Annotated in this window: 25 protein-coding genes and 1 pseudogene; all 26 read right to left on the reverse strand. The window is 41.0% G+C overall.

Translation table 11 applies throughout. From position 1 onward, the window contains the following. Positions 1 to 16: 16 nt before the first annotated feature. Positions 17 to 472 (reverse strand): DUF3189 family protein, encoded by a 456-nt coding sequence (locus tag ACYQ1I_RS18660; protein ID WP_459768056.1) that lies wholly within the window; start codon positions 470 to 472, stop codon positions 17 to 19. Next, positions 456 to 797: a DUF3189 family protein gene (locus ACYQ1I_RS18665; RefSeq protein ID WP_459768057.1), complete on the reverse strand. Its 342-nt coding sequence runs from the start codon at positions 795 to 797 to the stop codon at positions 456 to 458. Before ACYQ1I_RS18665 ends, ACYQ1I_RS18660 begins: the two co-directional genes overlap by 17 nt. Before the next feature lie 10 nt (positions 798 to 807). Then, the gene (locus ACYQ1I_RS18670; RefSeq protein WP_459768059.1) at positions 808 to 1,002 is read right to left on the reverse strand and encodes a capping complex subunit for YIEGIA; all 195 of its coding nucleotides are present in this window, start codon (positions 1,000 to 1,002) and stop codon (positions 808 to 810) included. Beyond that, complete coding sequence (locus tag ACYQ1I_RS18675; RefSeq protein WP_459768061.1) at positions 1,002 to 1,931, reverse strand: YIEGIA family protein; 930 nt, start codon at positions 1,929 to 1,931, stop codon at positions 1,002 to 1,004. The genes ACYQ1I_RS18670 and ACYQ1I_RS18675 overlap by 1 nt, the downstream gene beginning before the upstream one ends. Before the next feature lie 15 nt (positions 1,932 to 1,946). Then, positions 1,947 to 3,095 (reverse strand): stage II sporulation protein P, encoded by a 1,149-nt coding sequence (spoIIP, locus tag ACYQ1I_RS18680; protein WP_459768063.1) that lies wholly within the window; start codon positions 3,093 to 3,095, stop codon positions 1,947 to 1,949. Further along, positions 3,085 to 3,804, reverse strand: coding sequence for a DUF1614 domain-containing protein (locus ACYQ1I_RS18685; RefSeq protein WP_459768065.1), 720 nt, complete (start codon positions 3,802 to 3,804; stop codon positions 3,085 to 3,087). The genes spoIIP and ACYQ1I_RS18685 overlap by 11 nt, the downstream gene beginning before the upstream one ends. A 149-nt stretch (positions 3,805 to 3,953) precedes the next feature. After that, entirely contained in the window at positions 3,954 to 5,717 is a 1,764-nt protein-coding gene (gene pnpS, locus ACYQ1I_RS18690; protein ID WP_459768067.1) for a two-component system histidine kinase PnpS, read from the reverse strand. 8 nt (positions 5,718 to 5,725) lie between these two features. Continuing rightward, positions 5,726 to 6,415 carry a response regulator transcription factor gene (locus ACYQ1I_RS18695; RefSeq protein ID WP_459768069.1) on the reverse strand — a complete coding sequence of 230 codons (690 nt, stop codon included), beginning with the start codon at positions 6,413 to 6,415 and terminating at the stop codon, positions 5,726 to 5,728. A gap of 11 nt (positions 6,416 to 6,426) precedes the next feature. Beyond that, complete coding sequence (pgeF, locus tag ACYQ1I_RS18700; protein ID WP_459768071.1) at positions 6,427 to 7,236, reverse strand: peptidoglycan editing factor PgeF; 810 nt, start codon at positions 7,234 to 7,236, stop codon at positions 6,427 to 6,429. 161 nt (positions 7,237 to 7,397) lie between these two features. Then, positions 7,398 to 7,853, reverse strand: a complete 456-nt coding sequence (nrdR, locus tag ACYQ1I_RS18705; protein WP_459768073.1) for a transcriptional regulator NrdR — start codon at positions 7,851 to 7,853, stop codon at positions 7,398 to 7,400. 117 nt (positions 7,854 to 7,970) lie between these two features. Then, positions 7,971 to 8,300, reverse strand: a complete 330-nt coding sequence (locus ACYQ1I_RS18710) for a YlmC/YmxH family sporulation protein (protein ID WP_459768075.1) — start codon at positions 8,298 to 8,300, stop codon at positions 7,971 to 7,973. A gap of 243 nt (positions 8,301 to 8,543) precedes the next feature. Then, a complete protein-coding gene (gene sigG / locus ACYQ1I_RS18715) occupies positions 8,544 to 9,317 on the reverse strand; it encodes an RNA polymerase sporulation sigma factor SigG (RefSeq protein WP_459768077.1) in 774 nt (257 codons plus the stop codon). Positions 9,318 to 9,553: 236 nt separating this feature from the next. After that, a complete protein-coding gene (gene sigE / locus ACYQ1I_RS18720; RefSeq protein WP_459768079.1) occupies positions 9,554 to 10,288 on the reverse strand; it encodes an RNA polymerase sporulation sigma factor SigE in 735 nt (244 codons plus the stop codon). A 21-nt stretch (positions 10,289 to 10,309) separates the two neighbouring features. Then, on the reverse strand, positions 10,310 to 11,200 hold the full coding sequence (gene spoIIGA / locus ACYQ1I_RS18725) for a sigma-E processing peptidase SpoIIGA (protein WP_459768081.1): 891 nt from the start codon (positions 11,198 to 11,200) through the stop codon (positions 10,310 to 10,312). Positions 11,201 to 11,429: 229 nt separating this feature from the next. Then, positions 11,430 to 12,515, reverse strand: coding sequence for a cell division protein FtsZ (ftsZ, locus tag ACYQ1I_RS18730; RefSeq protein ID WP_459768082.1), 1,086 nt, complete (start codon positions 12,513 to 12,515; stop codon positions 11,430 to 11,432). Between the two features lie 308 nt (positions 12,516 to 12,823). After that, entirely contained in the window at positions 12,824 to 13,171 is a 348-nt protein-coding gene (locus ACYQ1I_RS18735; protein ID WP_459768084.1) for a small basic family protein, read from the reverse strand. A 1-nt stretch (position 13,172) separates the two neighbouring features. After that, a complete protein-coding gene (locus tag ACYQ1I_RS18740; RefSeq protein WP_459768086.1) occupies positions 13,173 to 13,895 on the reverse strand; it encodes a DUF881 domain-containing protein in 723 nt (240 codons plus the stop codon). Between the two features lie 18 nt (positions 13,896 to 13,913). Then, positions 13,914 to 14,642, reverse strand: a complete 729-nt coding sequence (locus ACYQ1I_RS18745) for a DUF881 domain-containing protein (RefSeq protein ID WP_459768088.1) — start codon at positions 14,640 to 14,642, stop codon at positions 13,914 to 13,916. A gap of 11 nt (positions 14,643 to 14,653) precedes the next feature. Continuing rightward, complete coding sequence (locus tag ACYQ1I_RS18750; RefSeq protein ID WP_459768090.1) at positions 14,654 to 15,430, reverse strand: cell division protein FtsQ/DivIB; 777 nt, start codon at positions 15,428 to 15,430, stop codon at positions 14,654 to 14,656. A 90-nt stretch (positions 15,431 to 15,520) separates the two neighbouring features. Further along, positions 15,521 to 16,426: pseudogene (gene murA / locus ACYQ1I_RS18755) on the reverse strand (UDP-N-acetylglucosamine 1-carboxyvinyltransferase); the annotation flags it as partial. A 12-nt stretch (positions 16,427 to 16,438) separates the two neighbouring features. Next, positions 16,439 to 18,028: a recombinase family protein gene (locus ACYQ1I_RS18760; protein WP_459768092.1), complete on the reverse strand. Its 1,590-nt coding sequence runs from the start codon at positions 18,026 to 18,028 to the stop codon at positions 16,439 to 16,441. Continuing rightward, complete coding sequence (locus ACYQ1I_RS18765) at positions 18,025 to 18,210, reverse strand: hypothetical protein (RefSeq protein WP_459768094.1); 186 nt, start codon at positions 18,208 to 18,210, stop codon at positions 18,025 to 18,027. Before ACYQ1I_RS18765 ends, ACYQ1I_RS18760 begins: the two co-directional genes overlap by 4 nt. A gap of 146 nt (positions 18,211 to 18,356) precedes the next feature. After that, positions 18,357 to 18,944 carry an HD domain-containing protein gene (locus ACYQ1I_RS18770; RefSeq protein WP_459768096.1) on the reverse strand — a complete coding sequence of 196 codons (588 nt, stop codon included), beginning with the start codon at positions 18,942 to 18,944 and terminating at the stop codon, positions 18,357 to 18,359. A gap of 154 nt (positions 18,945 to 19,098) precedes the next feature. After that, positions 19,099 to 19,461, reverse strand: coding sequence for a hypothetical protein (locus ACYQ1I_RS18775; RefSeq protein ID WP_459768098.1), 363 nt, complete (start codon positions 19,459 to 19,461; stop codon positions 19,099 to 19,101). A gap of 127 nt (positions 19,462 to 19,588) precedes the next feature. Next, a complete protein-coding gene (gene murG / locus ACYQ1I_RS18780; RefSeq protein ID WP_459768100.1) occupies positions 19,589 to 20,680 on the reverse strand; it encodes an undecaprenyldiphospho-muramoylpentapeptide beta-N-acetylglucosaminyltransferase in 1,092 nt (363 codons plus the stop codon). Positions 20,681 to 20,684: 4 nt separating this feature from the next. Beyond that, the gene (gene spoVE / locus ACYQ1I_RS18785; RefSeq protein WP_459768102.1) at positions 20,685 to 21,809 is read right to left on the reverse strand and encodes a stage V sporulation protein E; all 1,125 of its coding nucleotides are present in this window, start codon (positions 21,807 to 21,809) and stop codon (positions 20,685 to 20,687) included. Position 21,810 lies beyond the last annotated feature (1 nt).

Genomic DNA, 21,810 nt, shown 5'->3' on the forward strand with positions numbered 1-21,810 from the left:
AAATAAGGGCCTCGAGTTAATTATCAAGAAAAGCCTTTACATTACCTACCAGGCCTACGAAGCGATGGTATTTTTTTTTGATTCCCATGGCAGTTAAGGGCTTTCCCAGGGCCACCAGCTTTAATTTCTTAGATAAAAAGCCACCAATTCTAATGGGCAGATTGATTAATGCAATGGAGTTAACAATCAATACCGGTCCCCTTACGCCCATCAGATTGGCATAATCATAGATCAAATTGCTGCAGGCACTACGGTTGGCACCCATTCCCCATACATATATTTCATGGCCATTCTGGTCTAATCCCATAAATAGAGGTTTTCCTATGTTTTTATTTTCAGCTTTATCATAAAAGGGTACTTTCATGATTGACTGACTGCTGGGTACCTCTTTATCCGATAAGAAACCTAAATGTATGGCTGCGGCCACAATGGAAGTATGGGCTCCGCCGTAACAGCTATAGACAACCTTCATGTTTGTTTCCCTCCATAATTTTAAGCGTGGCTTTAGGTCTTAACCGGGTTAACAGCCTGATATACCACTGATCGTATAAGCTTAAGTCAATAACAGCCAGTTCATCTTTGAACATTTCACTTAATCCCTCTAAAAGATTCATGAGAATATGCTTCTTGATGGTATACCTGAGTAGGTAAACTTCATTTAGCTTCTGGTCGGTTCCTAAAAAGTAAAGCTTCATTTCTTTAAGTCTTACAGGTTTGGCGGGTTGAACTTTTAAACGAAGATATGCAGCCGTAATAGCTGCATAATCGTTATGTCTATAGATATAAATTAGTTTCATAGGCAACCCCTTAATGCTTAACAATAATATAGGTTCCAGATTCCAGGTCATGTACCATACCTCGGGTGGTTTTGGCGATTAACAAGGCCAATCGTTCCTTATGCTCCTCGTCACGGGCATAAAATACCGGCGTCATGGCACTGGAAACCATTTCTTTGTTGGTGGTGACGACAGCAATAATAAATTCTGTAAGGCCAAATTCCATTATGATTTCCCCCTGTTCTTTTCTATTCTTCTTCCTGCTATGTCTAAGGGCTTTCGCTTGGAGGATTCAAGTACCGGGGTTCGCTTAACAGCCTCGATCAAACATTGGGTGTTGGGGGTCATGGTGATAATCGCCATAACAACATTGCCATTTTCGGGGTTTCTTCTGGCAATGGGGGTAAAATCCGGTTCATCTAAATCCTTTCTGATGCCCAGCTGGGTGGAAGCATTATGTTGAATGGCTTGCCTTTGTCCAACATTGGCAAGAATGGCGGCAGCCACCTCGTCCTTTGGAACAATTTCCACCGCTGTTCCCCTTTCTAAAAAAATTTTTCTGGAAGCGATTAAACCAATATTCATGACCTTAACACCGGCAATTTCTAAAAGAGGGCCGTCAAAAGTAATTTTTGCCGGCCGAACCTCTGCTATGTCTTCAATGGCCTGGCCCCTAAGTAATTTCTGTACGATTAAAATTACCATACTGCCGGCAATAATGCCGCATAGAATCTGAAATACATTCCCCAGCTTAAAATAGCCCCCCAGCACAACTCCGGCACCCGTTGTCAGTGCTGTCAATAGGGCCAGATAATTTCTAGCCTCAAAGGCCTTAGCAATGTCTTCAATGTAGGCTGTGCCCCTGGCCACCAGCTCTGTCGGTTCAATATTATCGAGGCTTTGTCTCTCCATATTTCTAACCTCTCTGAACTGCTGCGCCGCCAGGGACAAAAAGGTGATGGCTGCATATTCCTTTTCAAGAAATGCTGGAATTGCCACCGCCCCCAATCCTGCTGCCAGCATTCCCAGGGTAATATGGCTTAAATAGGCCTGGGGGTAGGTGGGATATTGACGATAATCCACCCTCATCATCAAAAGCCTTGCAACGGTCCCCATCACAAAGGCAACAGTAAAGATTAAATAATATCTGTTCAAGGCATCCGCCCCCATTTATTTTTTTCGTTTTCGACCAAGAAAGCTATTGAATTCTTCTTTAAAATTAGAAATTTTCGACTTCCATTCCCTTCCACCGCTGCTCAGAAACAGAAAGGCTAATCCACCGCCCCCGACAACTGCCAACAGAGCTGCAATTCCAAGGCCTGATCCTCCTCCACTTCTTTGTTGAGGTGTTACTTGCTTGGTCTGACCTGTTTCTTCTTCTTTAAAGGTTCCCCCGAAGACAACTGTGGTTAACACCTCAGATAAGAATGCCGTTGATTTTTCTGCCCTCTGACGGGAATGCTGATAGGTTCCCATTTCAAGCAGCATTGCCCGGGGTGTCAGGTCCTGGTTATAGTCTCCCTTGGCATAAAATATGTCTTTCACTAGACCCGGATACATTTCATCCGCTACAGCCTTTACTTTTTGGGCTGTTTCTTCATTGGCTTGAAAGTTTTGATTTCTTCTTCCCACTACCAACCTAACCTTGGAGGCTGGTTCACCATTAATTTCTGTTAAATAGGGTTCCGCCGGTGTGGCATCACGATGTACATCAAAGAGGGCATTGGGCTGTTCTCTCAAAAGCTCCACTGCCGTTCTCCTTGAACGTTTATAGGCCCCTGCATCGTGGGGGACATGGGAGGTATCATTTAGTATGGCCTCAACACCAACCTTACTGAAATTCTCCTTTAAAGCCTCAGCGACCTTTAGTATTCCGCCGCCGCTCTCTATACTTTCGCTGCCATCGGTGGGCACATAGGATTCTGCCGTATGGGTACAATAGATGCCTACCCGCCGAGACTCATTCTGGGCCAGCAGAGAGGCTGCCAAACCGTCTGTACTGCGCATTGCTGTGACGAATTCCTCCAGGGCCACCTTGTCTATTTCAGGCAGGGTTACATCCTTTTTAAATTCTGCATAGGCGATTTTATTTTTGGTATTGACCCGTATTACCTCATACATTTTATTGTCACCACTTAAATACTGATCCCCCTTTGACACTTCTCGGGCGGTCTCAAATAGTAAATCCTCGCTCTTTACCTCATAGACCCGGTAATAGCCACCATACTCCTCAAACCAATCATCTCCATGGGCTGAAGAAAGGGTTGAAGCAATTAATAGCAATGCCACTAAAAAGCCCTTTATGAACTTATTTTTCATCCCCTTCACCTCCATCTTTTCGGTGTTTGTGATCCTCTTTTGGTTCCTGTCCAAGGGTACTGACAAAATGCCCCTTGTCAAAATGAAGTCGCTTCTTTGCGGTTCCTCCCTGTAAATGCTCTCGTATTTCTCCGATTATTTCCGCAATTAAAACGCCCAATATTCCTGCAATCACAGTGGTATCCACTCCACCTGCACCGCCAAATTGAGTCGGAGCAGGAATATTATTGATATAATTTAATATCATTTGTATTAAATCACTGATAATAACTCCCACTACCCCGGCTATGAAGGCCGCCCTGCGGGAACGACCGATCACATAGGCTGTTAACCCTCCAATGATGGCGTATACATAGTTTGGATCAATATTTTGGGCCTCGGGTTCAGCTGGAAGTATAAATCTTTGAACGCCGTAGATTAATCCGCCGGCAATAATGGCTGCTGCAATTGCCCTCACCCTTTCCTTTGAGGTTTCAGCCTTTACAAATAAATAGATGGCTAACCCCAGAGGAATCACAAAGCCGCCAATATTGATTGAAACCCGTTCTGTCAATGAAATATTGGGAATCAATATGGTAGAGATGATAATGGCAATAATAATGGCAATGGCTGCCTTATCGTTCAATCTTAATCTGTCCAGCACCCTTTCTGCTAATCCCATAAAAATCAATACAGAAATGGCTATCAGGATAATCATACCTATAGACATCTTAATTCCTCCTCAATTGTTGACTACAATTTTTCTAAGGCTTTATTTGCCATTATCTTTCCCTTTCCATTTTAAAACTATACGATTGTAGGCAATACACAAAAAAAGGAAGGGCCGAAAGCCCTTCCAAATACTTTTAAATTAAATTTCTAATTTTTTTTAATTGGTATGATCACCGTAAATTCTGTCCCTTTGCTTATATCACTATTAACCTTGATTTTTCCTCCCAAAGAAAGAACAATATGCTTAACAATGGCCAGCCCAAGGCCAGTTCCCCCCACTTTCCTTGAACGGGCCTTATCGACCCGATAAAAGCGTTCAAAAAGCCTTGGTATATCTTTTTTGGGGATTCCAATGCCTGTATCCTTGACATTGATAATGATATTATTATATTTTTGAAAGGCATTTAAATGAATCTTTCCCCCCTGGGGAGTATATTTTATGGCATTATCCAACAGATTAATCAGCATTTGCTTAAACCAGTCCCGATTTGCAATTAATGGCGGCAAATTAGAATCAACCTCTGCCATCAGGGTTAACCCCTTATTGACAGCAATGGGTCTGATCATCATCTCTACCTCTTGAATCATCTTATAGGTATTAATTTCCTGGTTGACTGTCTTTGACTGGATATTCTCTATCTCTGAAAGGGTGAGAATATCATCTATTAATCGGGTTAACCTTTCTGTTTCAATATCAATTATGTCTAAGAACCGCATTTTGACGGTTTCATCCTCTATGGTTCCAGACTTTAGGGTCTCTACAAAGCCACTGATGGAAGTTAGGGGGGTCTTCAATTCATGGGAAACATTGGCGACAAAATCGGAACGAATCTTTTCCAGCTTCCGTATTTCAGTTACATCCTCAATCAGAGCCACAATACCCATAACCTTGGTGGGGTCCTCCTCCATGGTAATGGGATTGGAATAGATTTTAAGGATTTTCTCCGGGTCATGAAGATGAATTTCAATTTGGGTTTCCTGATTTTGAACCAAAATAGCCTTAATATGCTCATCCAATACATTATTCCTAATTACCTCTAAGAGATGCTTTCCCAGGGTATTTTCCAGCTTAATATGAAAGAGCGCCTCAGCGGCAGGATTCAATAATATAATTCTATGCTTGTTATCTACAGCGATGATTGGGTTTTTAATACTGGTTAATAGTGCTTTAAACTTTGTATTGCTTTCTGAAAGTTTTCCCACCATATCCTTTAGCCGGGCGGCCATATGGTTAAAGTTGTTTGCCAATTCACCAATTTCATCATCTGATGTTACCGTCACCCTTCGATCAAAGCCCCCCGAGGCAATTTTCTGACTGGCATCGGTTATGTCTTTTATGGGCACCATTAATTGACGAATAAATCGATAGCCTAATATTAAGGAAGCCAATAGACCCACAATGATGGAAATACCGATATAATAATAGAGACTTCGGCTGATGGCCTGTATTTGGTTAAGACCCACAGCCAAGCGAATCACTTGAAAGGGTAACTCCCTGGAGGTCACAGGAATTGCCACATAAAACATATCAGCTCCCAGGGTGCTACTATATCGGGTAGTCGTACCAATTTCTCCTTCCAGGGCCCGCTTGACCTCTTGCCGCTCCCGATGATTTTCCATATTAGATTTTTCTGCGGCGTTGTCGGCCACCACCACCCCCTGGCCATTAATCAAGGTGATCCTAGCTTCTATCCGATCACCATATTCCTTAACAATTTTATTCAGCTCCCCTTCTGCCAGGGACAGCTCTGTCTCGGTTAAAAACTGCTCAATTAGTTTACCATTTGAAATCAACCTGGCCTCAAGCTCATTCATATAGCTGCTGCGAATCAGCCCCATAAACAAAGAGCCAGTTAAAAGGATTCCCAGCAGTAAGACGATGAAAAAAGCCCCCAAGATTTTTTTTTGCATACCTTCACCTACTTCATCTTATACCCTACACCCCTGATGGTTTCAATATATTCGCCACTTTCATCGTCACCAATTTTTTTTCTAAGGTGTCGAATGTGAACATCTACAGTTCTGGTTTCACCGAAGTAATCATACCCCCAAACCTCATCTAGCAGTAGATTTCTTGATAAGACCTTTCCCCGGTTTTCAATCAATATTTTCAGTAACTCGAATTCCTTCAGGGTCAGTTCAATAGGCCTGCCTCCCAATGTCACTTCATGCTTTTCGGTATCCATGGTAAGCTCCTTCACCTTGAGAATTCTAGTCTTTACCGGCTGTCGGTCCTCGGAGCGCCTTAGAACCGCCTTGATTCTGGCCACAAGCTCCCTGACGCTGAAGGGTTTAGGGATATAATCATCTGCCCCCAGCTCCAGGCCCAAAATTCGATCGGTTTCTTCACTTCTGGCAGTGAGCATGATAATAGGCAGCTTTTCCAGTGCATCTATCCTTCTGATTTCCTTACAAACCTCCAGGCCGTCGATTCCTGGAAGCATTAAATCTAACACCACCAGATCCACACTGTTTTCCTTCAGAAACTGAATACAATCTTCACCATTATCACTAACAAAAACCTCGTATCCATTTTTTTCAAGATTGAACCGAATTAATTCTAAAATATGCTCTTCATCGTCCACAATTAAAATCCGTTTCTGATTCATTTGAAATCCTCCTAATTCCTAAGTTGAATCACAGCAGCCATTCTTCCTGTAGGCGCTTCCCTTCGATGGGAATAAAACTGCTGCAAATGACAGCCTGTACATAGATTACTATTTATTATATTTCTTTCTAACAAGCCGATTTCCTTTAGACTGATTCGATTGGCCTGCCATAAATCCAGCATGTACTTACCCTGACCCTTTGCCATTACAAAGGTTGAAATCTCTGTAAAATTTTCGTTAAATTTCATTACCACATCCTCTGATACCTCATAGCAGCATTGACCAATGGAGGGTCCAATGACTACGATAATGTCCTCGGGATGGCTTCCGTAGATATCCAACATTTTTTGAATGGCTTTTTGTCCGATTTTCATCTGGGTTCCAGGCCAGCCGGCATGGGCAAGACCTACAGCTCTCTTGACGGGGTCAACAATCAGCAGGGGGACACAATCGGCATAATAGGTAAAGAGGGGAATTTGGGGAACGTTAGTAATCAACGCGTCAACTGCTTTTAAAGCCCCCTGACCAAAGGGCTTTCCCCGGTCTTGAAGGGTCACAACCTTAACTGAATCCCGATGGACCTGGTCGGCCATTACTAAATCTTCTGCACAAACTCCCACACAATCACAAAAACGTTTTATATTTTCCTGTATATTCTCTGGTGAATCCTCTGTCTTTATTCCTAAATTTAAACTGGAAAAGGCTCCCTGACTTACACCACCTTTACGGGTACTGAATCCATGATCAATAAAATCAAATTGACTTATGGCTCGGAATGTTAAAAATTCTACTTGATTTCTCTTAATTACATCGTAATTCAATAGCCACACCTCCATAACCTGAAAATTAAACCCCTATGCTTCCATGGATATTCTATAGATACCCTACTTCTTTAAGTCAAAATACCCCATCGTAATTAAATTTCGGTTATCCCTCAGGGAATCACTCCAGTTTTAACTACGATGGGGTACTAGGGGCTTTTTTAATGCTCCTTCAACAGCTTTTTTAATTCCTCCATAAAGGTATTAATATCCTTAAATTCACGATATACCGAAGCAAAACGAACGTAGGCCACCTCATCCAGGGCTTTGATCCTGTCCATAACCATTCTGCCAATTAATTCAGTGGTAATTTCCTTCTCCATTGAATTATATAGATGCTTTTCAATATCATCAACAATTCCCTCGATTTGGCTTAGGGCTACAGGCCTTTTCTCACAGGCCCTGATAATTCCGTTTAAGACCTTGTTTCGATTAAAGGCTTCCCTGTCTCCGCTTTTCTTTACTACAATCAGGGGAAGCTCCTCGATTTTTTCATAGGTGGTGAAACGCTTTCCGCATTGTATACACTCACGTCTTCTTCTGATGGCTTGTCCTTCATCCGTTGGTCTGGAATCCACCACCTTTGATTCTTGATGAGCACAAAAAGGACAATTCATTCTCTCTCCTCCTGTACATATGGCTAAATACCTGGCTTATCTGTCTTTATTATAATATAGGATACTGTGGTTGTCTAATAAAATTTGCAATTTCAGGCTTCTATACCAATATTGTGATTAATCTTCATTATTAAACTCCTTTTTTATAAATTCAGGTTGATAGATGATTGCCCTTGGCGGCTCTTCATCACGATAGCGACTAGGCTCAACAATACTGGTTATTTCAACAAGTATAACGTCCTCACCAATCTTTTTTATTTGATCCCATGAAATTTCATAATCAAATTCTTTTCCAAATATTCCTAAAAACTTTCCTGCGCTGGGAATTATTATTGCATTAATCTTACCTTTATTTAAGTCCACCTCCAGGTCGGTAATAAGCCCAACCCTTCTGCCATCGGTGATATTAATTACCTCTTTTTGTGTCAAATCTGATGCCCTTAACACATTAATCAACCTCCTGCTTTTTCCTAATATTTGAAATAAAGTCTTGTATAGAACATCTTTGTTGCAATCTATATACGGAAAGTTCTCTTTAATTTATAATTTTAGTGAGGACCTTCCCCATAGATTATAAAATAATCCTATAACGAAAGCTTATCCATGTATTATGTTTATCGTTCTTTTCTCGAATTTATTCCTATTGAGTTGATAAAAAAAGAAAAAGCCACCTACTGGTGACTTGAATGATTAAATATATTTTCTCATATGCTTTAGGGCAGTCTTTTCTAAGCGAGAAACCTGGGCCTGGGAAATACCAATTTCATCGGCCACCTCCATTTGGGTTCTTCCTTCAAAAAATCGAAGGGATAAAATCAGCTTTTCTCTGTCATTTAACCGCCTCATGGCCTCATTCAATGCAATGTTATCAATCCAGGTTTCATCCTCACTTTTCTCATCACTGACCTGATCCATCACAAAAATGGCATCGCCGCTATCATGATAAATCGGTTCAAAAAGCGAGACAGGGTCTTGTATTGCATCCAGGGCAAATACCACGTCCTCCCTGGGAATGTTTAATTGTTGGGCAATTTCCGTTATGGTCGGTTCCTTTCCATTTTTATTGGTCAACTGATCACGAACCTGAAGGGCCTTATAGGCTGTATCCCGTAGAGACCGACTCACTCTTATGGCGTTATTATCTCTAAGATATCTTCTGATTTCTCCGATAATCATTGGAACTGCATAGGTGGAAAACCGGACATTTTGGCTCAAATCAAAATTATCGATGGCTTTGATTAAGCCGATACAGCCCACTTGAAATAAGTCATCCACATGCTCACCACGATTATTAAAGCGCTGTATGACACTTAATACAAGCCTGAGATTTCCTTGGATAAACTCTTCACGGGCCGATTGATCCCCTTCATTGATTCTGTCAAAGAGCTTTCTCATTTGTTGGTTTGTTAATACCGGTAATTCTGATGTATTCACTCCGCAAATTTCTACCTTATTAATATGCATTGTAAATTTCAGTCCTTTCGAAATGAATTACCCCTTTTCCTATTAAAATTATTGACGCTTTGTCCTTTTTTATACGATTGACCTGGGGAAGATATGGCTTAAAAATGATAAAAAAAAATCGGGAGACTATAAACATTGAAAACAAAGGATTTATAGTCTCCCGTAAGGGGATTAGCAATATTTAGTAATTTATGTAGTTAAGGAGCCTCTTTTCTCTTGAGCAGCAACCAGGAGGCTTAAACCATTCGATTAATTTCCTTCTTTAATCGAATGATGATCCTTTTTTCCAGGCGTGAAATATAGGATTGTGAGATTCCCAAAATATCAGCCACCTCTTTTTGGGTCTTTTCTTGTCCCGAATAGAGACCAAAACGAAGCTCCATAATTTTCTTCTCTCTTTTCGACAGCTTATTGAGGGCTATTTTTAATAGCTCCCTATCTACCTCTTCCTCAAGAAAGCGATAAATAATATCATTTTCTGTTCCTAATATGTCAGACAACAATAGTTCATTACCATCCCAATCTATATTAAGGGGTTCGTCAAAGGAAACCTCCATCCTTACCTTATTGTTTCTTCTTAAATACATTAAAATTTCATTTTCAATACATCTGGAGGCATAGGTGGCCAGCTTAATATTTTTATCTGGATTAAAAGTATTAACAGCCTTGATCAAACCTATAGTTCCGATGGAGATTAAATCCTCCACACCGACCCCGGTATTTTCAAATTTTCTGGCAATATAAACCACCAGCCGTAAATTTCTTTCTATTAGAATGGTTCTAACGGTGCTTTCATCCTCTCGAAGCTTTGCAATCAAATAATTTTCTTCATCATTTGAAAGGGGTGGTGGCAGTGCTTCGCTTCCCCCAATATAATATATACTTTCTTCATTAAACAGGCTTAGTCTTTTCAATAGCTTAATCAGATAAAACTGCATCACAATTCTTGCCCTTGATATGAATCTCGTCATCTTGCCAACCTCCCAAGTGTATTATACTAAATCTGGATGTAATAATGCTTTGTAGTCTCCCGACTTAGATAGCTTTTTACTGTAAATTGCAATGATAATTTCTTCAAAGCATTTTTTTTCGCTTTCCTTCTCCACAATCACTGAATCCGGCTTGAAGCCCATTAACATTCCATTTTCTGTACCCAAGGCTTGATAAGGAATGATTCTCAATCTTGTCATCCATAGGGTATTTTCCAGCTTCAGTGTAATTTCGTCAATACTGGGAAGCCTTGACCCCTTAAAGAGCTCCTGAAGCCGTATTGGCAGCAGATCCAATATTGCATCATATTCCACTATCATGACCGGATACCGGGTAATAGGGTCAGTTAAGGAGTTTCCAGTATCCACCAGACCCCTAACCTCCACCATAGTATCGCCCATTTGGATCTTAACCTGGGTATAAATCTTTTCCCTCGAAAGCTGATTTTGTATATAACCCCAACAAAATTCTATTAATATGTATCCTACACCACAGGATAGCAGAATCAGCTTCATTGAGATATTTGAAATATAGAAGACGCCGTTGCTGATAATTCCGTTAAAGCTGGTAAAATAAAATAAAGCAAACCCCGCCCCCCCAAAAATCATGGTGATTAAATAAAAAATCCCCAGCAGCCTTAAAAAATCCTTAAACCGATAAGGGTTAAAGGCAATGACAATAATCAGCATAGAGCATGCAAATTTCATCATAGCAGAAAATAGAAAATGCAAGGACGGAAAAAAAATGATAAAAGCATAAAGGGCTCCCACAGATGCAGCCATGGCTAATCTTAGCTTCTTCGCCCCAGCTTTTCCAAATCGTTTTGTCAAGGAAAGGATAATATAATTCATAATAAAGTTCTCTAAAAAAACATACTCTGCATAAACGACCATTTTTTCTCCTCCCGGAAAGGGGCATAATCCTGATACTATACAATTATTCACAAGCCAGATGCTTTATGAATATTATATATAATGTTATGCTATTTTTCTGTCATTTTGTGAAGTCGAAAAGTTAGTTTCTATTGATATTGACTTAGAATTTTGAAGGTAATTTATTTGCCTATTCCCAAAACACAAAGCCCCGGGCAAACGCCCAGGGCTTTAGGTTTGAAAAAAATTTTTATTTTCTTCTTCTTAGAAAAATGGGTATATCCAATTCGTCACTTTTTACTTTTTCCTCTACTGTACTGGCTACCTCCTTTGCAGCATCTGACAGAAGGCTCTTATTATCCTTATCAACAAATTTCATTAAGTCCTTCTCAAAGCCGGTAGCTATAACAGTAATTTGAATTTCATCCTTTAAATCTTCATTAATTACGGCACCAAAAATGATATTGGCATCTTGATCTGCTGCCTGGGTAACCATTTCGGCAGCTTCGTTCACTTCAAACAATCCAAGACCCGCTCCACCGGTGATGTTTAATAAGACGCCCTTGGCCCCTTGAATAGAAGTTTCTAAAAGGGGGCTTTGAATCGCCTGCTTGGCTGCTTCAACAGCCCTGTTTTCACCGCTGGCCCTGCCAATTCCCATATGGGCCAAGCCCTGCTCCAGCATGATGGTTTTCACATCAGCAAAATCAAGGTTCACTAGGCCGGGAACAGCAATTAAATCCGAAATGCCCTGTACCCCTTGTTTAAGGATATCATCAGCAATTCGAAAGGCATCCAGCATGGTTGTTTTCTTTTCTATCACCTGTAATAATCTGTCATTGGGAATCGTTACCAGCGTATCGACTCGGCCTTTCAGATCTTGTATTCCCATTTCAGCATGGGACATCCTTCTTTTCCCTTCAAAGGTAAAGGGCTTGGTCACTACCCCTACCGTTAAAATTCCCATTTCCTTTGCAATCTCTGCTACAATGGGTGCAGCCCCGGTTCCAGTTCCACCGCCCATACCTGCAGTAACAAAAACCATATCAGCTCCCTGCAGCAGCTTCAAAATATCATCACGACTTTCTTCAGCAGCCTTTCTACCTACTTCTGGATTGGCTCCCGCCCCAAGGCCCTTTGTCAGCTTTTCACCAATTTGTATTTTTTGCTCAGCCTTTGAGGTATATAATGCCTGCTTGTCTGTATTAATCGCAATAAATTCAACACCCCGCAAGCCTGATTCTATCATTCGATTAACAGCATTATTGCCTCCACCACCGACGCCTACTACCTTTATCTGAGCAAATTGTTCCATATCCACATCAAATTCTAACACAGTATTACCCCCTTATTATGTATATAAGCCTCCACAGCTTGTTCTTATCCTTGAACAGACAATTCCCATTACAACTTTATCACATGATTTTAATTTTCACCATAGGTTTATAAGCTCAATTTATAGTTTTATTGTTAGACCGGTAATGATGGGAATTACTTTCTATCAGATTATGAGTTTATAATTCAACAAAAAAATTGTATTTCCTTTTTTATTGATGAAATAAATATAAAAAAAATCTCCTATTTTCATAGGAGAAGCGCTTTTTTAGCTTTATTTTCTTCAGGTGGTATATTTTGTATGATTATCTATGATTGATGATGTCTGCTCTTATCCACCAGGTATCTTCTAATCATTGCAAAATTTTGGAAAAGTCGGTTTCCAAAGGCAAAGATGGCTGCATAGTAAAGGGGCACTCCTATACGATCCCCTATGTAGGCCAACACCCCAGCCAAAAGGGCATTTCCAAAAAAACCCGATACAAAAATTTCTGTATTAAATTTTTTCTCCATATTGGCCCGTACAGCCCCAAAGACAGAATCAAGGGCAGCTAGAATTGCCACTGAAATATACAAGGAATAGCTGACAGGATAGCTGATATCTAAATAAAGCCCTAAAATTATACCAATTAATAAACCGATTAATGCAACAATCATTCTATTCACCCTCCTTAGGTGTTATGAAATTGGTGGAAATGTCGCCTTGATACCTGGGAATCCGAACCCAGGGGCTCACCATGGTATCAATGACCACGCCATAGAATTCCTTAATCATATAGGCATGGGAATCTGGTGATTTCAAAGCGGCTTCCAGGGTGGCGGGGTCTCCGATGGCCTTGATGATAAAGGGCTGACCATAGGTATGATTATTAATTGTAATGGTAGGTCCTGAACATTTGATCTCAGTATGGGGCATGACTCGCTGTCCATTGATGGATAAAGCCTCGGCACCGGCAAATTTTAAATCGTTAATAATCGTTATAATGTCTTGCTCATGCACCACCAAATCCTTCGGTTCTTCCCAGGGGTAAAGCTCCCTTTCACTGTCGCTGATCTTTACGGTCACCCCGGGCCCTTCTAAATCTGTAAAGCCTCCAATAATCTTTAAGGTCTCTATTTCAGCCTTAATAACATCGCTGATACTTCCTTCATTTTCAATAGCACTTTGATAATCCTTTAATCGACTGTTGTGGTTTTCAATAAGCTCCTTGATATTATTAATTTCACTTTTTTCTCTGGTAATCTCATTTTGGAGATCATTGATTGTTTTTAAACTGACAAAGCTGTAATCATCCTTCATATGGATCAGTTGAAAGGTGATAAAGAAGCCTAAAAGAGCAAAGACCGTTCCAAGTATAAGCTGATTATAGGTTTTTTTCATTTCTTATCCACCTCAAATCTATTGGGAAAGCTCAATGGGCTTTGCATAATCAAAATTGTTTATTTTTGTTTGTCTGGGGATGGTGATTTGATTTTGTTTTTTCACATTGATCCGAAATTGATTATTTTCCCTAATCAACCATACTACTCCAAAACGCATGTTGAGGCCGGCCTCCATACTTTCCGGATTGCCAATGGCCTTTATTTGAATTGGCAAGGTAATGGGTACACCATTCACTTGAAGTCCATTATTGGTGGTATAATAGATCTCGGTCGTGGCCGTATATCGCTGGTCGTTAATGGAAATTGCCTCTGCACCAGAGGCATTCAGCTTGTTGATGATATCTAAAATTTCGTTATAGTTATATAAAAGATAGCTTCCCTCAGCAGGATTATCACTGGGATGGTCCTCTAGGGTTACGATAACCCCTGGCCCTTCAAGGGTACGATAACCCGTTAAAATCTGGTATCGCTCCAGGTCGCTCTGTAAATTTCTTATAATGGTATTTTCATCTGCCTCAGATATTTCATACTCCTTTAAGCGTTTTTCCAGCTCCGTTAAATTCTGATTCAACACTTCTTTTTCTTGTTTTAGGGAACGAAGCTCTGCCGTTAACTGCTGAGCCCTTTGGGGAGAAAGCAGATCGCCTCCTGTAGTGATTCTGATGGTTTTTAACTGCATCGATATAATTAAGCCCAAAATTCCACATAGTATTCCAAGGGCAATTTTTCCCTTTACATCTTTCATTTGCCTTCCTCCTACTGCTGGTTTCGCTGCTTTACCGTAATGTTCCCCTCGTACCTCATGTCAATCATAACATTTCGCCGATTATTTGTATATAGGTTAACTAAAACTTCCTGTAATGCCAATATTAAATAGACAGGGTCCGTGGCCTCCCCCATTAATACCTCAATTCCATCAAAGGTAATTAATCTGACATTGTCTTTTTCTGCTATATTAATTTCAGAAATATTGTCTATCATATCTGTCAGCCTGGCAGCTTCCAACAGGTTTAAGGCCTTCATTAAATCCTGGGGGTTCAATACATCTGCCTTTTGACCCAGTACAAAGCTGTCAAAGACTGCGCCGGTAATCAAGGGCAGCTCCTGGGAAATATAGCTGTCCTCTACCTTTAAAACCACACCTTGGGAATCGATAAACAAATAGGAGCCCATATAGGCTATTATAGCATACTCTGAACGTTCTGTTATATTGATGATCATCTCATTCGGCAGCTTTCTTTCCAGATTTACAGACTCCACATAGGGATGCTTCACTATGTTGTTGCCCACATCTGTCAGGTTATATTTAAACAGGTTCCTCTCTTTGATTAATCCTGAAGCCTGAATAATTTCTTCCGCTGTAATCGTCTCTATGCCGTTGATCTGGATATTTTTCAGGTTGAAGAAATCCGATTGCAGCAATCCATAGATTCCCCATAATATAAAAACAATAACTAATAGAAGGGAAGTCAAAATCTGTTTCATTTTTCTTCGTATCAGCTTCTTTCTTTTTATTGCTTCATATTGACTCAATCTACATCCCTCCTTTGCTTGTCCATAAAAGCTATTTAAATTAATAGCAGCAATTCTACTGCTATCAATCTATTTTATCTAAAAATTTCTTTAATCGATCAGGGTAATATTTCCCCCCAGGCTTCGTAGCACCTGGTGAAAATGGTCGTATCCCCGTTCTACATGCTTGGCATTTTCAACAATGGTCTTCCCTTCTGCTGCCAGGGCAGATAATATCAATGCTGCTCCACCTCGAAGATCCTTTGCTGTGACTGTAGCCCCCGTCAATCTTTTCATACCCTTGACAATCGCAACCCTTCCATCTACCTTTATGTTCGCCCCCATCCTGGTTAATTCCTCTGCATGTTTAAAACGATTTTCAAAAATTGTTTCTATAAAAACTGTAATGCCATCACTCATGGTCATTAAGGCCATCAGCTGAGACTGCATATCCGTTGGAAATCCAGGGTACGGTAAGGTTTTAACGGTGTCAATGGCTGTGATTCGATCAGGAGACTCTAATCTTATTGTATTATTTTTACAGGTAATATGACAACCACTTTCCTTTAATTTATACAATATAGATTGAACGTGCTCGGGAATAACATTTGTCAGCAAAATATCGCCTCTGGTGATGGCTGCTGCGGTTAAGTAAGTACCAGCTACAATGCGGTCAGGTATAATTTGATGCTCCACATTAGACAATTCCTTTACCCCTTCAATGACAATTGTAGCACTTCCTGCCCCCGACACCTTTCCTCCCATGGCATTAATAAAGCTTGCCAAGTCAACAATTTCCGGTTCCCGGGCGGCATTTCTAATGACCGTCGTACCCTTGGCAAAAACCGCCGATAAAATAAGATTTTCTGTGGCTCCTACACTGGGGAAATCCAACTGTATTTCCGTTCCCCTCAGCTCTTTAGCTTCACATATTAAAAAACCATGCTTTTCTTCTATTTTAGCCCCCAGTTCCTTCAGGGATCTTAAATGTAAATCAATGGGCCTTGGGCCAATTTCACAGCCACCTGGTTATGATATGCCGTGGGGAATAAAAAAGTTCCAATAGACATCCAATACTAAGCCACTCGATTGATGATGATCCCCCTCCCTAGCTTCCTTCACAATTATTTTATCAATCAGCAGTTCCATATCGAGTCGAGTTAGGGGCTGCTCTGTCAGCAGCCTTTCAATTTGAGTTTTAATTGGTATTTTTTCATTGAATTGCTCTATCTCCCTTTGATATTTCAGCATTTTCTGAAGATACAAATTCAATACCTCTATACTTTTATTGACTTCTTCGATTAATTCTTGATACAGATCTTCACTGATTTGTCTACGGGCCCGTTGCCGGGCATATCCCTTTAGTTCAAGCTGCTTTGCCTTGATATCCTTTTTAATATCGTCTACCCCCCCTTCATCCACCTTAAGCTCCTTAATCTTCCTCTCCAGCCCTTGATAATCTAAGGCATCGGCCTTTAAAATTTCACCTATCTTGATCTTTAATATATTTAGCAGCTCCTCTTCAGAAACCAGATGGGTACTGCAGGCCTTTTTCCCCTGGCTGTGGTAACTGCTGCAGCAATAGGTTGTAGGCTTATTGGCCCTTTTTCTGGCCACCAGATAGCTGCCGCAATCGCCGCAAAACAGGAAGCCCGAAAAGAGATTTATACCTTTTCTTGTACTATGAATGTTTCTGGTTGACCTTCTTCTGGCAATCTCCTGGGCCAGCTGAAAATCAGCCCTGCTGATAATGGCAGGATGATGATCGGAATAAACAATCTGATCTTCCTCTTGGGTTTTCACCGAGGGGCCTTTAATCCTTTTCTTTTTGGTTTTACCACATCGTAAAACCCCTGTATAAACATCATTGGCAATAATCCGCTGTACATGAACAGCATTCCATGACTCTGCCACCTTAAATTTCCCCCCCGTTTTGATTTGATGATATTGAGAAGGGGTTTTAATACCCTTATTGTTTAGGGCATCGGCAATTCTTCGATAGCCGCTTCCCTTTAAATAGCTTTGGAATATGTATTGTACCACTGAAGCCGCCTCTTGATCAATCACCAATTGATGTTTATTACGGGGACATTTTTCGTAGCCATAAATATTCTTTACGATTAATCCACCGTTTTTTTGTTTACTATGAATACTATCTCTTATTTTTCTTGAAATATCCTTTACATACATTTCATTGTACCAGGTTTTAATCCCCAGCACATCATCATTGTCTTTTTCACTGTCATAGCCGTCCGATGCCAAAATAATTCTTACACCGTGCTCCTGGAGAAGCTCAAAGAACAGCAGTGTTTTGGCATTATGCCGACCAATTCTTGAGCTGTCCTTGGCGATGACGATATGGGCTTTATCGGGGCCATTGCCGGTGATCTTATTCTTGAGCTGGTTAAATTCCGGTCTGTCAAGGGTATAGCCGGAAGCATTGTCATCAATAAAAATCTTAATTAATTTTCCTGAAAGTCCTTTATTTTTTAGCTCCATGGCAGTGAATTCTGCCCATTCCTTTATAATATTAATTTGATTATCAATAGACGAGTAATTTTCTCTGTCCTCATCCCTGGATAAGCGGGCATAGCCATAAATATTGATCATATTCTTCATGGCCGATCCCCTTTACTCTGGTCAGGGGCATTTTCCTCCTGTTTCAGGCGGTCAATCAGAATTTTTTCCAATACCCTCTCCAATGGAATATTTCCGTTGAATTGGTGATGTACCTTTACAATACCTGGTCTTTTCCTTTGGATATTTGGCCCGGCTGTTAAACACTCCATCTTTTTCTCCATACCTTGAATCCCCTCCTGCTGGCTTCTAATACAGACTATGATCCGCTGACATTGTCCTATTCCAGCTCAGGAGGCAATGATTTCTGGGCAAAAAAAACAGCCATCATCGTAATGCTACGCTGAATTGACTGTTTTACAACACTAATCTAAGAAGAAGCAAGGTCTCCCTCAAGTCCAATTTCCCGGGCCACCTGACGCATTCCCTGAATGGTTTCTTTAATGATTTCGTCCATTTCCATTCCCAACAATGCTGCACCCTTTTCAATTACCTCTCGATTGACGCCGGCAGCAAAGCCTTTTTGCTTCCACTTCTTTTTGACTGATTTCACCTCAAGATCCAATATACTTTTACTGGGTCTCAATAGGGCCGTAGCTGCAATCAATCCTGTTAATTCATCAATGGTGTAAAGTACCTTTTCCATTTGCTCTACAGGCTCTACATCAACACATATGCCCCATCCGTGGCTGACAACGGCATGGATGTAATCCTCTGGATAGTGATTTTGGGCCAATATCTCCTTAGCCTTTATACAGTGTTCATCGGGGTACATTTCATAGTCAATGTCATGGATTAATCCGATAATTCCCCATTTCTCTACATCCTGCTGCCCCAATAGAACAGCGAAATGCCTCATAACCGCCTCAACAGCCAGTCCATGCTTAATTAAGCTGTCGTTGCTGTTGTATTTTCTAAATAATTCAAAGGCCTCTTCTCTTGTTGGTACTTTTGTCATTACAACCCCTCTTTCTAATCTAGTACTTTTTTTATTTATAGACCATAGTAACCCTTCTCATAAAAAAAGTCAATAGCTTGTCCCGTTACGTTTCAGAATTTTCCAATAATAAAAGCATCCTTAAGGGACGCTTGATTAACTGCTGCCAGATCATTTACAATTGGTACTCATATCCACCTGGATAGCTAATTTTAACTCTGCCACATCGAGAAAGCATGGCACCCAAAAAAATAATAGAAGATCTCATTTCCCTGACCCATTCTTCTGGAATTTCATCATGATTTAGCCCACTGGAATCGACAATAATTGTGTTTCCCTGGCGTTTAACGGTACAGCCAATGGCCAGCAGAATTTTGGTCATAACCTCCACATCAGATAATCTAGGTATGTCATGAAGTACATTTAACTTACCATTCAAAACAGTTGCTGCCATAATCGGTAAAACCGAATTCTTCGCCCCACTCACCCTAGCTTCACCGGTTATTTTATTTCCTCCAATGATTACAAACTTACCCACTAGGAAGTCACCTCCAGAGTTCTTTATGATCATACACTTTATATCAAATCGTAGCAAAGCATAGATTTAAGCCAAATATATAATCATATTATGAAGGAGTCACTAGAGGTGTTCCTTTCAGAACAAACTATTTTAGCAATAGCCGTATTTCTTCATAGATGGTGTCAATGGCCTGAAGCTTGGCTTCTGCCTTGCTGGCCCTTTGCATTTCTTTTAAGACGGAAGGCTGATTAAATATATAACTTATTTTTTCAAAAAGCAATGTTCCGGAAAGCTCATTTTCCTTGATCATCATGGCAGCTCCCTTTTCGGAAAGGGCCCGGGCATTATATTCCTGATGGTTTTCTGCCGTATAGGCCTTGGGAATTAAAATCGATGCCTTCCCTGCCCCGGTTATTTCAGCAATGGTAATGGCTCCGGCGCTGCAAATCATTAGATCGCTGGCCTTAAGACCATAAGGCATGTCATTAATATAGGGTACAATTCGATTGTACTTTTCGACCTCTGGGTACGCCTTTAGCCCTTCTGCTATTCCTTCATAATGACCCTTGCCTGTTGCCCAGATGACTTCAAAGGGATTCTGGGGGTGCTCCTTCAGCATCTCTAAGGTTGCCTCATTTAACCTTCGTGAGCCCCCGCTGCCTCCTACAACCAAAACAATAGGCCTTTTTTTCTGATAGCGTCTGGCAGCATCCTCCTCTGATATGGTTAAAAAATCGCCCCTTATGGGATTTCCTGTGACGACAATTTTTTTATACTGCTTGAGATATTTTTTTGCCTCCTCAAAGCTCAGGGCAATACAATCTACATGCTTTGCCAGGATTCGATTAGTCAGCCCTGGAAACACATTCTGCTCATGGATCAGGGTTTTAAAGCCAAGCTTTGTGGCCATATAAAGGACTGGACCACATACAAAGCCCCCTGTACCAATCACTACATCGGGTTGATATTCCTTAAGGATCCTTCTAGCCTCCAGCAGTCCCTTCATTAATAGGGCAGCACTTTTTAGATTATGGAAGGAAAGCTTTCTTTTTAAGTAACTTACGGGAATAAAATGTATTGGATACCCTTCCTTTGGCACAATTTCCCTTTCTAACCCCTGTTTGGTTCCAATGAACAGGATTTGTGCATGGGGATTGGTTTCTTTGATTTTGTTGGCAATGGCTATGGCCGGATAAATATGCCCCCCTGTACCACCACCGCTGATTACTACCTTCATTTTTTCAACTCCTATCAAGATTGGTATATCGAGAAATATTTAATAATATACCGGTCATTGCCATAAAAATAACCAAGGTATTTCCGCCATAGCTGATGAAAGGCAGTGGCATACCCGTCACCGGCATGGATGAGGTGGCAACGGCAATATTGATAATCACCTGAACTGTGATCATCGATACATAACCCGTTGTAAATAGGCAGCTAAACACATCGGGCGCATTAATGGCAATTCGAATCCCTCGCCAGATCAGTATCATAAATAACAACAATATGACTGCGCCACCAATGAAGCCCAATTCTTCGCCTATAATAGCAAATATGAAATCATTCTGGGGTTCGGGCAGATAAAAGTGCTTTTGTACACTTCTTCCCAGCCCCCGGCCAAATAACCCCCCTGACCCTAAGGCCAATAGCGATTGAACCACTTGAAAGCCCGTATCTGTGGGATCTGCCCAGGGATCAAGAAAAGCTGTAATTCGGGCGGCCTTATAGGAGCTTCCACTAATAAAGATGTACCCAATTAGGGCAATCATTCCCCCCACACCTGCACCAGCTAAGCCGATAAAATGGGAGAGCTTCATTCCCCCCACAAAAACCATGGCTACAATGATAACCGCCACCACAAAGGCAGTACTGAAGTCAGGCTGTTTATAGATCAAGCCAAAGCACAGTCCGATTAGCATCAGGTAGGGCACCACACCATAGAGGAAGCTTTGCATTTTTTCTTTTTTCCTTTCAATACTGGTGGCAACAAATAAAATGACCGCAAACTTCGCCACCTCAGAAGGCATAATGGTGAGGGAATCCCCTACTCCGATCCAGCGTTGGGCGCCATTTACCTCCTTGCCGAGGGGCGTTAAAACCACGACTAAAAGTCCTAAGCTGATGAGCATGATCATATTGGCAAAGCGCTTCCATTGCCAATAGGGGAAGCGGGAGCAAAATACCATTGCCATGGTTCCCACCACTGCCCATATAAAAACCCGCTTTAAAAAATAATAGCCATCTTTATAATTGACTAAAGAGTAGGAGAAGCTTGAACTGAAGATCATGATAATGCCTATAGCCACCAGGGCTGAAACCGAAAGAAGCAATACGGAGTCAAAGGGATTTTTCTTCTTTCCCATT

The sequence above is a fragment of the Alkaliphilus crotonatoxidans genome, assembly GCF_054658015.1.

What these genes read in the sequence shown, in the direction of transcription:
- ACYQ1I_RS18660 (WP_459768056.1), bottom strand. Translation starts at nt 472, where the DNA reads ATGAAGGTTGTCTATAGCTGTTACGGCGGAGCCCATACTTCCATTGTG.
- ACYQ1I_RS18695 (WP_459768069.1), bottom strand. Translation starts at nt 6,415, where the DNA reads ATGAATCAGAAACGGATTTTAATTGTGGACGATGAAGAGCATATTTTA.
- ACYQ1I_RS18665 (WP_459768057.1), bottom strand. Translation starts at nt 797, where the DNA reads ATGAAACTAATTTATATCTATAGACATAACGATTATGCAGCTATTACG.
- spoIIGA (WP_459768081.1), bottom strand. Translation starts at nt 11,200, where the DNA reads ATGGTCGTTTATGCAGAGTATGTTTTTTTAGAGAACTTTATTATGAAT.
- spoVE (WP_459768102.1), bottom strand. Translation starts at nt 21,809, where the DNA reads ATGGGAAAGAAGAAAAATCCCTTTGACTCCGTATTGCTTCTTTCGGTT.
- pnpS (WP_459768067.1), bottom strand. Translation starts at nt 5,717, where the DNA reads ATGCAAAAAAAAATCTTGGGGGCTTTTTTCATCGTCTTACTGCTGGGA.
- spoIIP (WP_459768063.1), bottom strand. Translation starts at nt 3,095, where the DNA reads ATGAAAAATAAGTTCATAAAGGGCTTTTTAGTGGCATTGCTATTAATT.
- ACYQ1I_RS18745 (WP_459768088.1), bottom strand. Translation starts at nt 14,642, where the DNA reads ATGAAAGATGTAAAGGGAAAAATTGCCCTTGGAATACTATGTGGAATT.
- ACYQ1I_RS18765 (WP_459768094.1), bottom strand. Translation starts at nt 18,210, where the DNA reads ATGGAGAAAAAGATGGAGTGTTTAACAGCCGGGCCAAATATCCAAAGG.
- ACYQ1I_RS18670 (WP_459768059.1), bottom strand. Translation starts at nt 1,002, where the DNA reads ATGGAATTTGGCCTTACAGAATTTATTATTGCTGTCGTCACCACCAAC.
- nrdR (WP_459768073.1), bottom strand. Translation starts at nt 7,853, where the DNA reads ATGAATTGTCCTTTTTGTGCTCATCAAGAATCAAAGGTGGTGGATTCC.
- ACYQ1I_RS18760 (WP_459768092.1), bottom strand. Translation starts at nt 18,028, where the DNA reads ATGAAGAATATGATCAATATTTATGGCTATGCCCGCTTATCCAGGGAT.
- murG (WP_459768100.1), bottom strand. Translation starts at nt 20,680, where the DNA reads ATGAAGGTAGTAATCAGCGGTGGTGGTACAGGGGGGCATATTTATCCG.
- ACYQ1I_RS18740 (WP_459768086.1), bottom strand. Translation starts at nt 13,895, where the DNA reads ATGAAAAAAACCTATAATCAGCTTATACTTGGAACGGTCTTTGCTCTT.
- ACYQ1I_RS18735 (WP_459768084.1), bottom strand. Translation starts at nt 13,171, where the DNA reads ATGATTGTTGCATTAATCGGTTTATTAATTGGTATAATTTTAGGGCTT.
- ACYQ1I_RS18770 (WP_459768096.1), bottom strand. Translation starts at nt 18,944, where the DNA reads ATGACAAAAGTACCAACAAGAGAAGAGGCCTTTGAATTATTTAGAAAA.
- ACYQ1I_RS18685 (WP_459768065.1), bottom strand. Translation starts at nt 3,804, where the DNA reads ATGTCTATAGGTATGATTATCCTGATAGCCATTTCTGTATTGATTTTT.
- sigE (WP_459768079.1), bottom strand. Translation starts at nt 10,288, where the DNA reads ATGACGAGATTCATATCAAGGGCAAGAATTGTGATGCAGTTTTATCTG.
- sigG (WP_459768077.1), bottom strand. Translation starts at nt 9,317, where the DNA reads ATGCATATTAATAAGGTAGAAATTTGCGGAGTGAATACATCAGAATTA.